Origin of the sequence: Nocardia implantans, from assembly GCF_035544775.1 — a bacterium.
GTDB classification, from domain to species: domain Bacteria; phylum Actinomycetota; class Actinomycetes; order Mycobacteriales; family Mycobacteriaceae; genus Nocardia; species Nocardia implantans.
Genome location: NZ_JAYKYQ010000003.1, coordinates 529,210 through 545,433 on the forward strand (window position 1 = coordinate 529,210; position 16,224 = coordinate 545,433).

At 68.1% G+C, this 16,224-nt stretch carries 15 protein-coding genes and 1 pseudogene; 8 read left to right on the forward strand and 8 right to left on the reverse strand.

The features are described 5' to 3' along the window. Window positions 1-63: 63 nt before the first annotated feature. From U3653_RS10230 to U3653_RS10245, 4 genes and pseudogenes are all read left to right on the forward strand, one after another. A complete protein-coding gene (locus U3653_RS10230) occupies window positions 64-1,206 on the forward strand; it encodes a 3-ketosteroid-9-alpha-monooxygenase, oxygenase component (RefSeq protein ID WP_195079362.1) in 1,143 nt (380 codons plus the stop codon). A 4-nt stretch (window positions 1,207-1,210) separates the two neighbouring features. Next, on the forward strand, window positions 1,211-1,438 hold the full coding sequence (locus tag U3653_RS10235) for a hypothetical protein (protein ID WP_195079363.1): 228 nt from the start codon (window positions 1,211-1,213) through the stop codon (window positions 1,436-1,438). Between the two features lie 88 nt (window positions 1,439-1,526). Next, window positions 1,527-1,697: pseudogene (locus U3653_RS33300) on the forward strand (2Fe-2S iron-sulfur cluster-binding protein); the annotation flags it as partial. A gap of 166 nt (window positions 1,698-1,863) precedes the next feature. Further along, window positions 1,864-2,010, forward strand: coding sequence for a DUF1059 domain-containing protein (locus U3653_RS10245; protein WP_195079365.1), 147 nt, complete (start codon window positions 1,864-1,866; stop codon window positions 2,008-2,010). Between the two features lie 18 nt (window positions 2,011-2,028). Here U3653_RS10245 and U3653_RS10250 read toward each other — a convergent pair whose 3' ends face one another. After that, window positions 2,029-2,628, reverse strand: a complete 600-nt coding sequence (locus U3653_RS10250) for a TetR/AcrR family transcriptional regulator (RefSeq protein ID WP_195079366.1) — start codon at window positions 2,626-2,628, stop codon at window positions 2,029-2,031. A gap of 65 nt (window positions 2,629-2,693) precedes the next feature. Between U3653_RS10250 and U3653_RS10255 the strand changes: the two genes are divergently transcribed. Continuing rightward, window positions 2,694-3,992: a YhgE/Pip domain-containing protein gene (locus U3653_RS10255; RefSeq protein ID WP_195079367.1), complete on the forward strand. Its 1,299-nt coding sequence runs from the start codon at window positions 2,694-2,696 to the stop codon at window positions 3,990-3,992. Window positions 3,993-4,028: 36 nt separating this feature from the next. On the opposite strand, the gene U3653_RS10260 is transcribed toward U3653_RS10255, so the two are convergent. Next, entirely contained in the window at window positions 4,029-6,260 is a 2,232-nt protein-coding gene (locus tag U3653_RS10260; protein WP_195079368.1) for a glycoside hydrolase family 3 C-terminal domain-containing protein, read from the reverse strand. 214 nt (window positions 6,261-6,474) lie between these two features. Between U3653_RS10260 and U3653_RS10265 the strand changes: the two genes are divergently transcribed. Next, window positions 6,475-9,378, forward strand: coding sequence for a UPF0182 family protein (locus U3653_RS10265; protein WP_195079369.1), 2,904 nt, complete (start codon window positions 6,475-6,477; stop codon window positions 9,376-9,378). Window positions 9,379-9,393: 15 nt separating this feature from the next. Here the strand turns inward: U3653_RS10265 and U3653_RS10270 are convergent, their stop codons facing one another. The 5 genes from U3653_RS10270 to U3653_RS10290 form a co-directional block, all read right to left on the reverse strand. Further along, on the reverse strand, window positions 9,394-9,969 hold the full coding sequence (locus U3653_RS10270; RefSeq protein WP_195079370.1) for a DUF2165 domain-containing protein: 576 nt from the start codon (window positions 9,967-9,969) through the stop codon (window positions 9,394-9,396). A gap of 294 nt (window positions 9,970-10,263) precedes the next feature. Next, window positions 10,264-10,731, reverse strand: coding sequence for a peptide-methionine (S)-S-oxide reductase MsrA (gene msrA / locus U3653_RS10275; RefSeq protein WP_397070399.1), 468 nt, complete (start codon window positions 10,729-10,731; stop codon window positions 10,264-10,266). Between the two features lie 44 nt (window positions 10,732-10,775). Further along, complete coding sequence (locus tag U3653_RS10280; RefSeq protein WP_195079372.1) at window positions 10,776-11,006, reverse strand: hypothetical protein; 231 nt, start codon at window positions 11,004-11,006, stop codon at window positions 10,776-10,778. Window positions 11,007-11,130: 124 nt separating this feature from the next. After that, window positions 11,131-12,288, reverse strand: a complete 1,158-nt coding sequence (locus U3653_RS10285; RefSeq protein ID WP_195079373.1) for a DUF7802 domain-containing protein — start codon at window positions 12,286-12,288, stop codon at window positions 11,131-11,133. Between the two features lie 11 nt (window positions 12,289-12,299). Next, a complete protein-coding gene (locus tag U3653_RS10290; RefSeq protein WP_195079374.1) occupies window positions 12,300-13,226 on the reverse strand; it encodes a metal-dependent hydrolase in 927 nt (308 codons plus the stop codon). A 227-nt stretch (window positions 13,227-13,453) separates the two neighbouring features. Here U3653_RS10290 and U3653_RS10295 point away from each other — a divergent pair, with 227 nt between their 5' ends. Beyond that, on the forward strand, window positions 13,454-14,074 hold the full coding sequence (locus U3653_RS10295) for a TetR/AcrR family transcriptional regulator (RefSeq protein WP_195079375.1): 621 nt from the start codon (window positions 13,454-13,456) through the stop codon (window positions 14,072-14,074). A gap of 187 nt (window positions 14,075-14,261) precedes the next feature. Here the strand turns inward: U3653_RS10295 and U3653_RS10300 are convergent, their stop codons facing one another. Continuing rightward, complete coding sequence (locus U3653_RS10300; RefSeq protein ID WP_323124045.1) at window positions 14,262-14,645, reverse strand: nitroreductase/quinone reductase family protein; 384 nt, start codon at window positions 14,643-14,645, stop codon at window positions 14,262-14,264. A 206-nt stretch (window positions 14,646-14,851) separates the two neighbouring features. Here U3653_RS10300 and U3653_RS10305 point away from each other — a divergent pair, with 206 nt between their 5' ends. After that, on the forward strand, window positions 14,852-16,075 hold the full coding sequence (locus tag U3653_RS10305; protein WP_195079376.1) for a cytochrome P450 family protein: 1,224 nt from the start codon (window positions 14,852-14,854) through the stop codon (window positions 16,073-16,075). The last annotated feature ends 149 nt before the right edge of the window (window positions 16,076-16,224 follow it).

Consider the following 16,224-nt stretch of genomic DNA (forward strand, 5'->3'; position numbering starts at 1 on the left):
CCGCGCCGGGATGCCGAACCGAAATATCGAGGTGACAAACGTGCGCGAATTGTGGAGGAACCGATGACTACCGACACCGAGGTCCGAGTGATCGACGCGGGCGCTCCGCCGGCCCGCTACGCGCGCGGCTGGCACTGCCTGGGCCTGGCGCGGGACTTCCGGGACGGCAAGCCGCACACCGTCGAGATCTTCGGCACGGAACTGGTGGTGTTCGCCGGTGCCGACGGGCAGTTGCACGTGCTCGACGCCTACTGCAGGCACATGGGCGGGAACCTGGGTGACGGCCGGATCAAGGGCGACTCCATCGCCTGCCCCTTCCACGACTGGCGTTGGGGCGGCAACGGCCGCTGCACCGGCATTCCTTACGGCCGACGTGTACCACCCCGGGCGCGCACCCACTCGTGGCCGACGTTTGAGCAGAACAAACAGCTGTTCGTGTGGAACGACCCGGAGGGCAATCCGCCCCCGGAAGAGATCACCATCCCGCGCATCGACGGGGCGTTCAGCGACGAGTGGACCGACTGGACCTGGAACACCATGACGATCGACGGCGCGAATTGCCGCGAGGTCATCGACAACGTGGTGGACATGGCGCACTTCTTCTACGTGCACTTCGGATTCCCGACCTACTTCAAGAACGTGTTCGAAGGTCACGTCGCCAGCCAGTACATGACCTCGGTATCGCGCGAGGACATGATGGGGGAGACCGCGAAGGCGTTGGGCGGCAAGAACATCCTGCACTCCGACGCGTCCTACTACGGCCCTTCCTACATGATCGATCACCTGCGCAGCGAGAGCGCGGGCCTGACGGTCGAGGGCATCCTCGTCAACTGCCACTACCCGGTGTCACCCACGAAGTTCGTGCTGCAGTACGGCGCGATCGTGAAGAAGCCGCACGGCGTGCCCGCGGAGCAGGCCGAGGAGATCGCGGCGAAGTTCGCCGGTGGCCTCGGTCGCGGCTTCGAACAGGACGCCGCGATCTGGCGGCGCAAGACCCGCATCGACAATCCGCTGCTGTGCGAGGAGGACGGGCCCGTCTACCAGCTGCGCCGCTGGTACGAGCAGTTCTACACCGACGTGGCCGACATCGACCCGAAGATGACCGATCGCTTCGAGTTCGAAGTGGACACCACCAGGGCGGTCACGGCGTGGGAGGCGGAGGTCGCGGAGAACCTCGCCGGGCAGCGCGCCGGCGCCGGAGCCTGAGCGGATGGAGCGGGTCACCTGCCGTACCTGCGGGACGTGCGTGCTGGTCGAGAAGTTCAGTCCGCAGCACACCAGCGTCCAGTGGAACGCGGGCGCGGTCGCGGCGTGCGCCGAGTTCGCCGGGGCGGACGGCGCGCGGGTGCGGACCTGCGCCGCGTTGCGCGAAAGCATCGATGCCGCGGTCGCGGACGGACTCGTCGAGGTCAGCACCCGGGATGGAGACGTGCCGTGAGCGCGAACGTGACGGCCGTCGAGGATCGAAGAAAAGACGCGACAGTGGATCGGGCCCGAGCCGCCGCGTCGCCCGCCAGAAGCGCGCCCTTCGGTGGCCACGCGGCCAGGTTCTGCTCGACGTGCTGCTGGCCAACGGGCTGGAAGCGCCCTATTCCTGCCGCGAGGGCGCCCGCAGCGCCTGCACCTGCCGGGTCGTGTCCGGGCAGGTGCGGATGCGGCACAACGAAGTTCTCGACGATGCCGATCTTGCCGAGGGGTGTGCTGGTGGACGAATCCACCTACAGCGCGGAGGAGATCACCGCCCACAGCTACTGGGGCCACGAATGGTCACGTGGCCGATCCGGTGGAGCCCGTGATCGCGGCGGACCCGCGCTCGATCCCCGCGCTGTGCATAGACTGTCGGATCGAGGAGGAAGAACGCCGATGAAGCGAAAGCTGAACTGCCCCTGCGGAGAATTCATCGTCGGAACCGACGAGGACGATCTCGTGGCGAAGACGCAAGCCCATCTGGCCGAGAAGCATCCCGGCCACGACTACTCTCGCGACGAGATCCTGTTCATCGCTTACTGACCGACGGCCTGCCGTAGATCACGGTCTCGGGCGCAGGCCTTCGATCATGTGCGTGGTCGTCTCGTCCAGCAATTCGTCGGCTGCCTCGGCGGCGATCACGCCCGAGCCGACGAAGGTGGCCAGGCCTTGCAGCGCCGCGACCGCGGACAGCGCGATGCGCCGCGGATCGCCGTCGATCACTTCTCCCTGTCGCTGTGCTTCCGCGATCAGCGCGACCGGCGTCGCGAACGCCGCGTCCACGGCCTGTGACATCGCATCGCCCGCGGCGGGGCTGTGCCTGCGCGCGAACATGAGCGCGACGAGCGCCGAGTTCTCGGTCGCGAAACGGAGATAGGTCCGCGCCAAGGCTCGGATGTGCCCGTGGGCCGAGTCCGCGGCCGCGGTCTGCTCCAGGGCTGCGGCCAGACGCTGGAATCCGGATACCGCGATGGCGTCCAGCAGTGCCTGTTTGTCCTTGAAATGCCGGGTCGGAGCGGCGTGACTGACTCCGGCGTCACGGGCAAGCCCGCGTAGCGACAAGCCGTCGACCCCGGACTCCCGCAGCGTCGCCTCGGCGCGCTGGAGCAACTCGGCGCGCAGGTCGCCGTGGTGATAGGACCGGCTTCTGGTGATCGGCATGGTGTATGCAGGATAACAAAATGTAGGCGTTGCCTACTTTGTAGGCGGTGACTACATTGACTCGCATGACGGTTCGGACCTTCACCGCCCCGATCGCAGTGCTCACGGTGTTCGCGGCGCTGCTCGCCACCATGTACCTCGGCTACGCCAGCAATACCGAGAAGAATCTGCACGACTTCCCGATCGCTCTGGTGAATCAGGACGTCGGCGACACGATCGGCGGCAAGCCCGCCGATATCGGCGCCCAGGTCACCGACGCGCTGATGGCCGGTATGCCCGCGGAGAAGATCGACCTGCGCGTCGTCGGCATCGGCGAAGCGCGCAAGCAGTTGCAGGACGGCGAGGTCTACGGCGCGATCGTCATCCCGTCCGACTTCACCAAGCGGCTCGCGATACTCGGCGCCGCCGCCGTGGTGCCCGGCGCGGTCGAGCGCCCGGTCATCACGATCCACACCAACCCGCGGATCGGCCCCTACACCACCGGCATCATGCAGCGCATCGCCGACCGCGCCTTGCGCCAAGTGGACGAGACCGTCGGCAAGAGCCTGACCGATCAGGTGAACGCCGCCCTGGCCGCCGGGCCCGGCGCGCCGGTCGAGCCGAGCGGCGCGGCCCGGTTGATGCTCACCGATCCGGTGCAGATCGTCACCGCGCCCTACCGGCCGATGGACGACGGCGCCGGACAGGGCCTCGTCGCCTTCTTCTACACCTTGATCCTGCTGCTGGCCGGCTTCACCGGCGCGATGATCATCCACACGCTCGTCGACTCGGTGCTCGGTTTCACGCCGACCGAATACGGCCCGTGGTTCGTGCACCCGCCGGCCACCGGGATCTCTCGCTTCCGCACGCTACTGGTGAAATGGGCGGTCGTCGTCACCGCGGCTCCGGTGCTGTCGGGCATCTTCCTCGCCGTCGCCACGGCGTTGAGCGTCCCGCTGGGCAGCCCGCTGCTGTTGTGGCTCTACGGCACTTTGGCCATCGTCGCGGTCGGTGTGACCGCTCTCGCCGTGCTCGCCACCTTCGGCACCGCGGGGCTGCTGGTCAATCTGATCCTGTTCGTCGTCCTCGGCCTGCCCTCGTCGGCCGCGACGGTGCCGCTGGAGGCGACGCCCGCCTACATCGCGAATCTGGCCGCCTTCGAACCGATGCACCAGATCTACCTCGCCGTGCGCGCCATCCTGTTCTTCGACGCCCACGCCGAAGCGGGTTTCGCCCACGGCTTGTGGATGACGGTGCTCGGCCTCGGCATCGGCCTGCTGCTCGGGGCGACCGCGACTTACGCCTATGACCGCCGCGGCCTGCACCGGGCGTCGGCTCCCACCGAGAACGCGTCGGTCATCGGGATGCCCGCCGTAGCTCGCTGAAGCCGCCGTCGCGCCAGCGCAACCGCCGGATGCCGATCAGTCGTCTCCTCGGGCCAGTAGCGCGTCCAGCTTCTCCGGGTCGACGCCGAAACCGGTGAGGCGGTTGAGCGGGATGGAGGCGATCATCCGCATCATGTCCACGCCGAGTGCCGTCGCGTCGCCCATGCTCTCGGACATGCCGCCGAACACCTCCGCGAGCGCGGCCGCCGCCGCCGGATCGGCCATGGCTTCGCCGAGGGTCGATTCCGCCGTGATCGGGATGCGCAGGTCGTCTCCGGCGAGCTGAACCTGCCCGCCGATGCGCAGATCCCGGCTCGAAGCACCTGCCCACACCTGGTAGGCGCCGCCCTCCACGATCCAGCGATCGACCCGCGTCTCCCAGTAGGCCAGGTCGTCGCGCCGGAGCAGCAGCGAGACTTCTTCGCTCGCACCGGGTTCCAGTTCGGCGGTGACCGCGACCGCCTTCAGCTCACGAACGGGACGTGAGACAGCGGAGCCGGGCAGCGCCGTGTACACCTGCACCACCTCCCGGCCCACGCGGGAACCGGTGTTGGTGACGCGGACTCGCACCGCGATGCCCGCCGGTTCGGCCGCGAGCGCCAGATCGGAGTATTCGAAGGTGGTGTAGGACAAGCCGTGTCCGAACGGGTAGGTGACGTCCATATCCCGACTGTCGTACCAGCGGTAGCCCACATACAGGCCCTCGCCATAGCGCACATGCGAATTCTCGCCGGGGAAGCCGAGATAGGCCGGGGTGTCCTGCAACCGGACCGGCACTGTCTCCGCCAGTCGCCCGGACGGGTTCACGACACCGAACAGCACGTCGGCGAGCGCGCCGCCCCCGGCTTGGCCGAGCAGCCCGCCGTCCAGAATCGCGGGGGCCAGGGCGGCCACCGGGGCCAGCCGCACCACGCCGCCGTGCGCGAGCACCACCACCGTCTCCGGTTGCGCCCGCACCACCGCCGCCAGCAACTCCACCTGCTCGGCGGGCAACTCGATGTGCTGACGGTCGAAGCCCTCGGATTCCTGCGCGGCGGCCGAGCCGAGGAACACCACGGCCACGTCCGCGTGGCGTGCGGCGGCGACGGCCTCGGCGCGCAACGCGTCCGCGCCGACGCCGGTATCGGCCGTGGCGAACCCTCGGCTGTAGGAGACCGGCGCGGCGCCGGCGAGCGCGCGGATCTCCTCCAGCGGCACATCGAGGCGGGTCGGGTTGACGTGCGAACTGCCCCCGCCCTGGTAGCGCGGCTCGGCCGCGAATTCACCGATCACCGCCAGCGAGCGCCCGGGCGTGAGCGGCAGCAGGCCGCGGTCGTTGCGCAACAGGACGACGCACCGCGCGGCCACCGCGCGGGCCAGGCGATGGTGCTCGTCGGTGGTGTCGACGGCACGACCGAGTTCGCGTCCGGCGACGACCTTCGCCGCCAGCGTCGCCACGTTCCTGGCGGCGCGGTCGACGTCCGCCGGATCCAGCGTGCCCGCGGCCATGGCCGCCAGTACCTGTGCGTCGGAGATGCCGCTGCCGCCCGGCATCTCCAGATCCAGTCCGGCCGTCACGGAGGCGGGCCGGTCGGCCACGGCGCCCCAGTCGGAGATCACCGCGCCGTCGAAACCCCATTCGCCGCGCAGCACGTCGGTCAGCAGCCAGCGATTCTGCGCGGCGTGCACGCCGTTGATCCGGTTGTAGGAACACATCACCGTCCACGGCCGGGCGGTGCGCACGATATGGGCGAACGCGCGCAGGTAGATCTCCCGCAGCGGACGGGTGTCGACGTCGGAACTCGACCGCATCCGGTCGTGCTCGGCGTTGTTGGCGGCGAAATGTTTGAGCGAAGCCCCCACTCCGGTGCTCTGCACACCCGTCACCCATGCCGCGCCGAGCAGACCGGTGAGTGACGGGTCCTCCGAGTAGTACTCGAAATTGCGGCCGCCGCGCGGATCCCGCTTGATGTTGACTCCCGGCCCGAGCAACACGTCCACGCCCAGCGCGCGCGCCTCCCGGCCCAGCGCCTCGCCCACGCGGCGGACCAGATCGACGTCCCAGCTCTGCGCGAGCCCGACCGCGGGCGGGAAGCAGGTGGCGGGCAGGCTCTCGGCCGAGCCCAGGTGGTCGGTGGCCCCCGCCTGCCTGCGCACCCCGTGCGGGCCGTCGGTCATGGTCACAGCGGTGACCGAACCGATCGCCTTGGTGGTCCAGAAGTCGGCGCCGCTGCCGAGGGCGGCGCGCTGCTGCGGTGCCAGATCGGTGAGGTCGGGCGTGCTCGTCATCGAGGCTCCTCGGGTGGGGACCGTTACCGCACACAGTATGCTGGCCCGCTCACCGAGCCCGGCCGCTTCGACGGCCTGTGGACGCAGGCGGCCCACCGTAGCCGCGGGAGCCGATCGAGCGCTCCTCGGCGCGTCGACCAACCCCGGTAGTATCGAGCTTGGTTGCGCCTCGGCCGTCCACCGTTGTGCCGGGCGGCAGCCACGGGAGTGCAAGATGAGCGCGCGCGTCGGCCCCGGCCCGCGGCGGTTGCATCGCAGCACCCGGGTGCTGGTGGTCGCCGCCACGGTATTCGTCGTGTCGTTGCTGATCGTGCCCCGGCTGGTCAGGGGTTATGTCAGCTGGCTGTGGTTCGGTGAGGTCGGGTTCCGCGGTGTCTGGCTGACCGTGCTGTTCACCCGGCTCACGCTGTTCGCCGCGATCGCGCTGATCATCGGTGGCGTACTTCTCGCCGTGATGTGGCTGGCCTTCAGGTTCCGTCCGCTCTTCTTTCCCGAGTCCGAGGAAGAAGACAGCCTCCGGCCGTATCGGACGGCGGTGCTGCGGCATCCGGTGCGGTTCGGTCTCGGCGTCGCCACCGTGGTGGGGCTGGTCTGCGGCCTCGCCGCGCAGTCGAACTGGATGACGGTCCAACTGTTCCTCCACGGCGGATCCTTCGGCGTGGCCGATCCGCAGTTCGGGCACGACGTCGGGTTCTTCGTCTTCGACCTGCCCTTCTACCGTTCCGTCCTCAACTGGCTGTTCATCGCGGTGGTCCTCGCCTTCCTCGCGAACCTGGCCACGCACTACCTGCTCGGCGGGCTGCGGCTGTCCAGAAAGGCGGGCGGCCTGACGCACGCGGCCCGCGTCCAGCTCGCGATACTGGCCGGGGCGTTCATCCTCCTGAAGGCCGCCGCCTATTGGCTCGACCGATATTCCTTGCTGTCGAGTGACAGCAAGGAGCCCACGTTCGCGGGCCCCGGCTATACCGACATCAACGCGGTGCTTCCCGCCCGCCTCATTCTCTTCGCGATCGCCCTGATCTGCGCCGTGGCGGTCTTCGCCGCCGTCGTCGTGCGCGATCTGCGGATTCCGGCGATGGCGGCGGCGCTGCTGCTGTTGTCGTCGATTCTCGTCGGGGCCGTCTGGCCGTTGGCCGTCGAGCAGTTCTCCGTCCGTCCGAACGCCGCCGACATGGAGCGGGTCTACATCCAGCGCAACATCGCGGCCACCCGGCAGGCGTACGGGATCGGCAGCGACCGGGTCGAGTACCAGCCGTATTCCGGCGTCGGCACCAAGCCGCCGCCCGAGGTCCCCGCCGACGTCACCACGATCGCCGACGTCCGCCTGCTCGATCCGAACGTGCTGTCGCGGACGTTCACCCAGCAGCAACAGCTGAAGAATTTCTACAGTTTCCCACCGCATCTGGACCTCGATCGCTACCGCGTCGGTGGGCAATTGCGCGACTACGTGGTGGCGGCGCGCGAGCTGACCCCGAGCGCGCTGAGCGGCAACCAGCGCCATTGGGTCAACCGGCACACCGTCTACACGCACGGCAACGGGTTCGTGGCGGCGCCGGCCAACCGGGTGAACGCGGCGGTCCGCGAAGCGGCGGGCGACGCCGCGAGCAGCAACAGCGGATATCCGATCTACGCGGTCGGCGACATCGCCTCCCAGGCATCCGGCCACCAGGTGATCCGAGTGGATCAGCCGCGCGTCTACTTCGGCGAAGTGATCGCCCATGCGAGCCCGGACTACGCCATCGTCGGCGGCGGCCCCCAGCCGCGCGAGTACGACACCGACACCACCACATACACCTACACCGGCGCGGGCGGCGTCCCGATCGGCAACTGGCTCAACCGCTTGGCCTTCGCGGTGACCTACACCGAGCGCAACATCGTCTTCTCCAAAGCGATCGGCGCCGAGTCGAAGATCATCTTCAACCGCGATCCCCGCCATCGCGTCGAACTCGTCGCACCGTGGTTGACCACCGACAACGACCCCTATCCCGCGGTCGTGAACGGCCGCATCGTCTGGATCGTCGACGCGTACACCTCGATCGACGGCTACCCCTACGCCAAGCGCAGCTCGCTGGAAGCCCTCGCTCCGGGCGAGGACACCGAGCGTGGATCGCCCCGGGAGATCTCCTACGTGCGCAACTCCATCAAAGCCACCGTCGACGCGTACGACGGCACGGTCACCCTCTACCAGGTCGACCGGCAGGACCCGGTCCTGGCGGCCTGGATGAAGGTCTTTCCCGGCACGGTGCGCCCCGAGGAGTCGATCACCCCGGAGTTGCGGGCCCACTTCCGGTACCCCGAGGACCTGTTCACGATCCAGCGCGAGATGCTGGCCAAATACCACGTCGACGAACCGCGCGAATTCTTCACCACCAACGCTTTCTGGTCGGTGCCCAGCGACCCCACCGTGGAAGCCAATCCGCATCAGCCCCCGTTCTACGTCCTGGTCGGCGACCAGACCAGCGCCGAACCATCGTTCCGGCTCGCGAGCGCCATGGTCGGCTACAACAGGGAATTCCTCTCCGCTTACGTCTCCGCCCGCTCCGACCCGGAGGGCTACGGCAAGATCACCGTCTCGCAGCTGCCCACCGACACCCTCACCCAGGGGCCGCAGCAGATCCAGAACTCGATGATCTCCGACACCAGAGTGGCCTCCGAGCGGACCTTGCTCGAGCGCTCGAACCGGATCCAATACGGGAATCTCCTCACCCTGCCGATCGCCGACGGCGGCGTGCTCTACGCCGAACCGCTGTTCACCGAACGGATCTCGACGGCGCCGAACTCCTCGACGTTCCCGCAGTTGGCGCGGGTGCTGGTCAGTTACCGCGATCCCGGCACCGGTGGTGTCCTGGTCGGCTACGCGCCGACCCTCGCCGAAGCGCTCGAGCAGGTGTTCGGCGCGGCCACCGGCAGACTCGCCACGCCGCCAGGCGGCGGTCCCGGCGCTCCGCTGCCGCCGGGCCAGCAGCCCACCGCGCCGCCGGCCGCGCAACCACCGGCGCAGGCGCCGCCGGTGGATCAAGCCAAGATCGCCGAACTCAACGCGCAGATCGACGAGATCCGCGCGGCGCTGGAACGTCTGCAGAAGCAGCTGAGCGAACTCGATCGCACCGGTCGCTGACGCTCGCGGCTGCGCCTAGCTCGATTCCGCCGCGGAATTCTCGGTGCCGAAATCACGCTGCGGGTCCGGCAGGTGGACGAGAATCAGGCCGACGCCCGCGATCAGGAAGTTCTGCAACGCGGCCGACGAAGCGTTCACGTCGTCGTTGGCCCACATGCGGAACCATTCGCCGCCGATGGTCAGGAACCCGCCCGCGAACAGCAGCACCGCCATGGTCCAGCCCAGGCTGGACAGTTTCACGGCCAACTCCGGCCCGGATCGCAGCCCGCGCGGCCGTCCGGTCAGCACCCTGCCCCACGCGGCTCCCGCGGCGAGCAGCACGAAGGCGATGAGGAATTCCCAGATCACCACGAGGATGTAGGCGACGAGCGCGACATTGCCATTGGTGATCGCGCGCCAGTCCGTGCCCGGATTGTGGATCGTCGCCTTCATCGACAGCACCGCGGCCACACCGTTGCGGTTGGTGTCGGTGTCGACGCAATTGGTGAACGCGACGAACAGGTAGTAGAAGCCGGTGATGGTGGCCAGCGTCGCCACCGCCATCCGGCGGCTGCCCACCACGTCCAGAACCTTCGTGCCGTAGCGCGTCATCTGCCTACCTCGGGTCGACCGGCCAGGAGCTCCAAGCGTCGACGATCATATAGGCGCTCGATCACGCGTTCTCCCCACGACGGGGAGTCCCCGGTGGCCGGAAACGGGCCGAATTGGTCTCTGCCGCATGCAGTTTGCGTACGGAGTCGCAGGCGGCCCCGGCTGGACGACCGGCAACGACGGTGGGAGGTCGTGGAAACGCGACGACTGCGCCACCCGGGTGCGGCGGCGCAGTCGTGTGTGTTGCCTCGGCTCGGCGGGGCCGGAACGCGACCCCGCCGAACTCGGCGGCTGCTACTGAGCGGTGGTCTGCCGCTTCGGCAGCTTCCAACCCGGCCGGGGGAAGTGGCAGGTGTACCCGTCCGGGTAACGCAGCAAGTAGTCCTGATGCTCCGGCTCGGCCTCCCAGAAGGCGCTCGCCGGGGTCACCTCGGTGACCACCTTGCCCGGCCACAGACCGGAGGCGTCCACATCGGCGATGGTGTCCAAGGCGACGCGCTTCTGGTCGTCATCGAGGTAGAAGATCGCCGAACGGTAGCTGGTTCCGATGTCGTTGCCCTGGCGGTCCTTCGTGGTCGGATCGTGGATCTGGAAGAAGAATTCCAGCAGCTGCCGGTAGTCCGTCCGGGCCGGGTCGTAGACGATCTCGATCGCCTCCGCGTGGCCAGGGTGGTTGCGGTAGGTGGGGTGGTCGTTGCGTCCACCGGTGTAGCCGACGCGGGTCGACACCACCCCCGGCTGCTTGCGGATCAGGTCCTGCATGCCCCAGAAGCATCCACCGGCCAGAATCGCCTTGCGCGTGTCGGTCACGCCTCCTCCTTCACGAAGAGAGTCTTGTACTGCCCATAGCCTTCCGCATCGAGGTCGTCGAGGTGGATGAACCGCAGCGCCTTCGAATTGATGCAGTACCGCAGGCCGCCCGCCGCGCGGGGACCGTCGGTGAACGCCCGCTCGGTCCCGTTCTCCTGAGTGACGTGGTACTGCTCAGGCGACAGGGCGGCGATCGCCGCGGGATTCCGGTTGTACTCCCGTGCCACATGACCTCCTCATATCGGCCCCTCGTACAACCCGGACACCGGCCCGGAAAGTCCCGAGCGAGCGGGGCGTCACACCCCGGCCGGCAGCCGCCGCCCTGCGCTGGCGAAAGCGCTCGGCGTGCCGCTAGGCCGTGGAGTTCACCGTCGATTCCGGCGCCGGAGAGGTAGCGCTTACCGTCGCTTTCCTCCGGGGTACCGTCCACACGGCGACCAGGCACAAGATCGCGACAACGAAGCACGCGATCGCGTACCAGAGATTCCCGATGGGGTCGCCTGCGCTGGTCACGCCGTCGACGGCGCCGAAGTAATCGGGCAACGCGGTCGCCCAGAGCAACGCCATCACCCCCAGATACACCCCGCCGTAAACGCGGACGAAGTCGTTGGTGTAAGGCGCAGCCGAGTCGCCGCGCCGCAGCCGCGACCACTGGCGGGTGAGGATCAGCACCGCGGCGACAGAGACGACGACCAGTTCGGCGGCGTAGAGCACGCCGCGCACCGTGGTGCTGCCCATGCCGAAGACCGTCGCGGGGATGGGCAGCACGGCGGTGCCCAGCGACGCGAGTACGCCGACGAGGATCGTGCGCCCGGCCAGTTGCCATCCGGAGAAGGTCCGCCCCTGGGCGACGTGGCGGCCGACGAACAGTTGGACGCAGAACGCGAGGGACATCGGCCACAGCGCGGCGAAGACCACCACGCTCGGCAGCGGCACCGAATCGAACATCGGCTGATTGATCGGGTTGTCCACCGACCATTCCCACCACCGCAGCTGCGGGCCGAGATGGTCGAAGATCTCGTAGAAGGCGTGGTGGACGAAGCCGACGCACGCCGATCCGGCAAGAACCCCGTATTGCCGGAACACGCCGAGAATCCTGACCATTTCGAACGCGAGCGTGGCCATGAACGGGTAGATCGCGACGATGTAGAGCGGTAATCGGCCCCAGAGGAATTCCACGGTGAACAGGTTGTGCGCGAACATCGTGTCGACGTGCGCGTCGATGCCGAACGCCGCAGGGAAGTACAGCGGGGGTTCGATGATGAACAGGTACGCGGTCGCCCCGAACCAGACCACCAGGTTGGTGGGGTCGCCGTGCCGGCGCAGCCGCACGATCGCGTAGACCAAGGCGAGCACCGCGCCGAGGACGATCGTGCACTCGAGGACGGGCAGCGTCCAGTTCTCCAACGCGAAAGGGTTCCGTACTTCGACCGGTCCGCCTGCCTCCTCGCACGAGAAGCCGAGCGCCGTCGCGAGCCGGTCGAAGGTGGGGGCGCAATGATCAGCCATCGGTCCGGCTCCTAACGTGCGGCCGTCTCGGCGGTGTACCAGTGCGAGACGTCGTAGCCGGCCTCGTAGCGCTCGAACCACACATCGGCCAGCGCGGGCAGCTTCTCGTGGTCCGGATTGTGCTTGGGCAACTGACTGCGGACGACGCCCACGAGCGCGACGAGCTGCTCACGGAGCGGCAGGTGGTCGAACGCGCGGGGCATCGGGCCGTTGTCCTCGGCGTGCAGGAACGGCAACCACTTGCGCAGTTTCTGCCTGCGCCGGTGATTCGCGAACATCGACAGCGCGTCGATCTTCCGCTCCTCCAGCGGGACATGCTCGTTGAAGCCCGCGCAGGCCAGCCGGATCACCTTCATCACGTGACGAAAGATCGACGGCGCCATGCGCATCCGGTACACATCGCTGCCCACGACGGAGTCGAAAATGATCAGCGCGGAGCTGCGATGCTCGACCTCTTCGACGAAGTGCCAGATGAACAGCGACGCCACCCGGTCGTCGCCCGGCCGGAACAAGGTCGAGTCGTTGTCGAGCATCAGTTTGAACACCGGGGTGAACGTCGCCTCGAGATCGGCGGTGTAGGCCAGCCGGTATTCGACCGGAGTATGCACGGTGAGGCGGTCGAATTCCGCGATCACTTCGTTGAGCGTTTCTTGCAACCCCGGGTAGCGCCGGATCAGGGCGTTGGCGTGCTGGCGGTGGGCGGTGGAATGCTGCCCCTCCTGGCGCACGAACGCGTCGGCCTCCTCGGCCACCGCGGGATCGGTGATCAAGGGCATGGCCTCGCGGATCATGTTGACGATCATCTTCTCGAAGCCGATCGCCAGGAAGGACACCGCGTTGGCCATCGAGGAGAAGGCCGGATTCTCCTCGTTCCACAAGAAGGGCACGTCGTAGTCGGCGAATGCGAAGCGCATCTTCCGGACTTGAAGATCGGTCACTGGGCTGAACCTCGACTTTCCGAAACGAACCGGTCCGGCAACGCATTCCGGCGCACCGGGCCATGTCGCAGCGATCATACACACAACTGTCCAAGTGTATGATCAGAATCGGCGCTGGAACCGAGAACAGGCAACGTTGTGATACGGTCGAGCCCCTGACCTGGATAGTCGGCAGGCTCTCCGTCAGGGGTTCGCAAGCGACAGGCTTCGAGTCGAGGAAGCGGGCAGTGGCAGGAAGGCGTGGGTGGGGCGGGAGCCCGCCGAAGGACGACGAGGAAGCCTCGCGTCGCATCGTCGCCGCCGCGGTCGAACTGATCGGGCGGACGGGTTCGGAGATCAGCATCGCCGACGTCGCGGAATCGCTCGGCGTCATCCGGCAGACGGTCTACCGGTACTTTCCCAGTGCCGACGCGCTGATGACCGCGGCGGCGATAGCGTCGGTCGACGGGTTCCTGGACCGGCTGACCGAGCACGTCAGCGGGATCGAGGACGCCGTGGAAGCGATGACCGAGGCAGTGGTGTACACCCTCGCCGAGGTTCGCCGCACGCCTCATCTCGGCATTCTGCTGTCGAGCACGTACTCGAACGTCCATCCCGAGAGCCTGACCTCCGAAGAGGCGCAGGCCTTCGGCATGACGATGATCAAGCGCTTCGACGTCGATTGGGAGCGTTACGGATACGACGACGAGTCGCTGCACGAGCTGGTCGAATACGTCCTACGCACGATGCAGTCGTTCTTCGTCTCCCCGGGGAATCCACCGCGCGGGGAAGACGATTTGCGTCGGTATCTACGCCGGTGGATGGGGGCCGCGATCGTCGCCCAGATGAAGCCGTCGGCGAGCGTCTAAGGCTTCCCGCCGAAATCCGCTGTCGAGACTCGCCCTTACGAGCCCGCCTCGGAATTCGCATCAGCGGCGGCGCTCGGCCTTCGAGGGACGGGGTGTTCGATCAGGCGCCCCCACGTCGCCGCGTGCTCGGAAGGTGACAGCGCCTCCGTCGCTTTCGGCGCGCCGACGCGAGAAGGGAAGAGGCGGATCAGCTCGCGTCGTCGAGCCGCACTGTGACCAGGACGCGGCCGCGCTCGTCGCGCTGCGCCACCGCATGCCCGTGCCGGTCGGCGCCGTTCAGGTGCAGGGTGATCGGGCCGCCCGCACCGAGGAAGTTACGCCACCAGGACTTCTTGTCCGGCATAGCGACGCCGATGACGAGTTCGTCTCCCTTTCGCCGGTAGTTGACCGGTGTGCTGAACGTCCGCCCGGACCGGCGGCCTACATAGGTGATCACCACGAATCCCCTGCCCAGCAGGCTGCCGAGCACCGGCGCGCTCAGCAGGGCGACCACCCCGGCGTTCACTGCGCGCACGCCACGCCCCAGCACCGTCTTCGGTTCCACCATTTCCTCCCGGCCGCCCACGGACATCGAACACCGCCACCCTAACGCCTGCCGGGGCCGCGCGCCCGCGGCGCTGGGCCGGGCACGGTCACCGGATTTTCGTTTTGCGCCGCCGAGTTTCGGGTTGGAGGCACGAATCGCCGATCGGGCGGTGGCGCGGGCGGTCTCGCCTCGATACTCGTGCACGACCGTCGTCACGGCGGTCGGAGGGCAAACGCGCAGAAGGGAAACCGATGACAACCAGCCTGCCCGCATTCCCCGCGGCGAACGAGGATCTGCTGGACACCTGCATCCGGCTCCGGGAGATCGCGCCGGTGGTCGAGGTGGAGTTCCCCGGCGGCGTGCCCGCCTACCTGGCCCTGACGCACGAGGCGGTGCGCGAGATCCTCGCCGGGGACAACAAGACCTTCGCCCGGGATCCGAAGCACTGGCCCGCGCTGCACGACGGTTCGATCCCGGCGGACTGGCCGCTGCGTGCCGTGGTGCAGGGCGATCACCTGTCCACCAAGGACGGCGACGACCACCGGCGGCTGCGCGGCCTGATCAGCAAGGCCTTCACCCCGGGCCGGGTGCAGGCGCTGGAGCCGCGCGTCCAGGCGATCATCGACCGATTGCTGGACGAGGTCGTGGCCGCGGGTGACGGCGTCGATCTGGTGCCCACCTTCACCGAGGCGCTGCCCATGGCGGTGATCTGCGAACTGTTCGGGGTGCCGGAGCCGGACCGGGAACGGCTGCGCCGCTGGACCGCCACCCTCCTGGCGCACACCACACCGCCGCAGGAGGCGTTCGCGACGCAGAACTCGCTGATGACGTACCTGTACGAACTGGCGGACCGGAAACAGGAGCAGCCCGGCGACGACCTCACCACCGGCTTGGTCCAAGCTCGTGACCAGGACGACAAGCTCACCGCCGACGAACTGGTCGCCGTTCTGTGGATCATGCTGGTGGCAGGCCACGAGACCACGGTGCACCTGCTCGGCTACGCCATCCTGGCGCTGTCGCAACATCCCGAGCAGCTCGCGCTCGCCAAGGCGGAAGACCGGTGGGCCGACGTGGTCGAAGAGACCGTCCGGTACCGCCATTCGGTGATGATGACGAGCTGGCGATTCACCCTGACAGACGTGACCGTGGCCGGAGTCGCCATCCCCAAGGGGCAAGCGGTGGGCGTCGCCTACCAGGCCTGCGGTATCGACCCGGCCGAGTACGGCGAGACCGCGAACGAGTTCGATATCACCAGGGAGCAGCGCGGCGGACATCTCGGCTTCGGTCACGGGCCGCGGTACTGCATCGGCGCGGGCTTGGCGCGCTTGGAGGGTCGTCTCGCGCTCGCCTCGCTCTACCGCCGGCTGCCGAACCTCGAACTCGCCATCGACCCGGCGAACATCCCGTACTCGCCGTCGTTCTTCACCGTCGGCCCGCTGTCGATTCCGGTGAAACTGGGCTCGGAAAAACAGTGAGGGTCACCGACGCGGCGGGCGGCGCTCGCAGGCTTCGTCACCGCAGCTCAGTCGCCGCTCGCTGGGCGGGTTCGGCCCGCCCGGTGCGCACTCGACGCACGTTCGCCTGGCTCGCGACTATGCGCTGAGGTCGCCCTGAGGTCGGCGAT

Coding starts and splice junctions, on each gene's coding strand:
- U3653_RS10230 (WP_195079362.1), top strand. CDS start 64: ATGACTACCGACACCGAGGTCCGAGTGATCGACGCGGGCGCTCCGCCG.
- U3653_RS10235 (WP_195079363.1), top strand. CDS start 1,211: ATGGAGCGGGTCACCTGCCGTACCTGCGGGACGTGCGTGCTGGTCGAG.
- U3653_RS10245 (WP_195079365.1), top strand. CDS start 1,864: ATGAAGCGAAAGCTGAACTGCCCCTGCGGAGAATTCATCGTCGGAACC.
- U3653_RS10250 (WP_195079366.1), bottom strand. CDS start 2,628: ATGCCGATCACCAGAAGCCGGTCCTATCACCACGGCGACCTGCGCGCC.
- U3653_RS10255 (WP_195079367.1), top strand. CDS start 2,694: ATGACGGTTCGGACCTTCACCGCCCCGATCGCAGTGCTCACGGTGTTC.
- U3653_RS10260 (WP_195079368.1), bottom strand. CDS start 6,260: ATGACGAGCACGCCCGACCTCACCGATCTGGCACCGCAGCAGCGCGCC.
- U3653_RS10265 (WP_195079369.1), top strand. CDS start 6,475: ATGAGCGCGCGCGTCGGCCCCGGCCCGCGGCGGTTGCATCGCAGCACC.
- U3653_RS10270 (WP_195079370.1), bottom strand. CDS start 9,969: ATGACGCGCTACGGCACGAAGGTTCTGGACGTGGTGGGCAGCCGCCGG.
- msrA (WP_397070399.1), bottom strand. CDS start 10,731: ATGCAGGACCTGATCCGCAAGCAGCCGGGGGTGGTGTCGACCCGCGTC.
- U3653_RS10285 (WP_195079373.1), bottom strand. CDS start 12,288: ATGGCTGATCATTGCGCCCCCACCTTCGACCGGCTCGCGACGGCGCTC.
- U3653_RS10300 (WP_323124045.1), bottom strand. CDS start 14,645: ATGTCCGTGGGCGGCCGGGAGGAAATGGTGGAACCGAAGACGGTGCTG.
- U3653_RS10305 (WP_195079376.1), top strand. CDS start 14,852: ATGACAACCAGCCTGCCCGCATTCCCCGCGGCGAACGAGGATCTGCTG.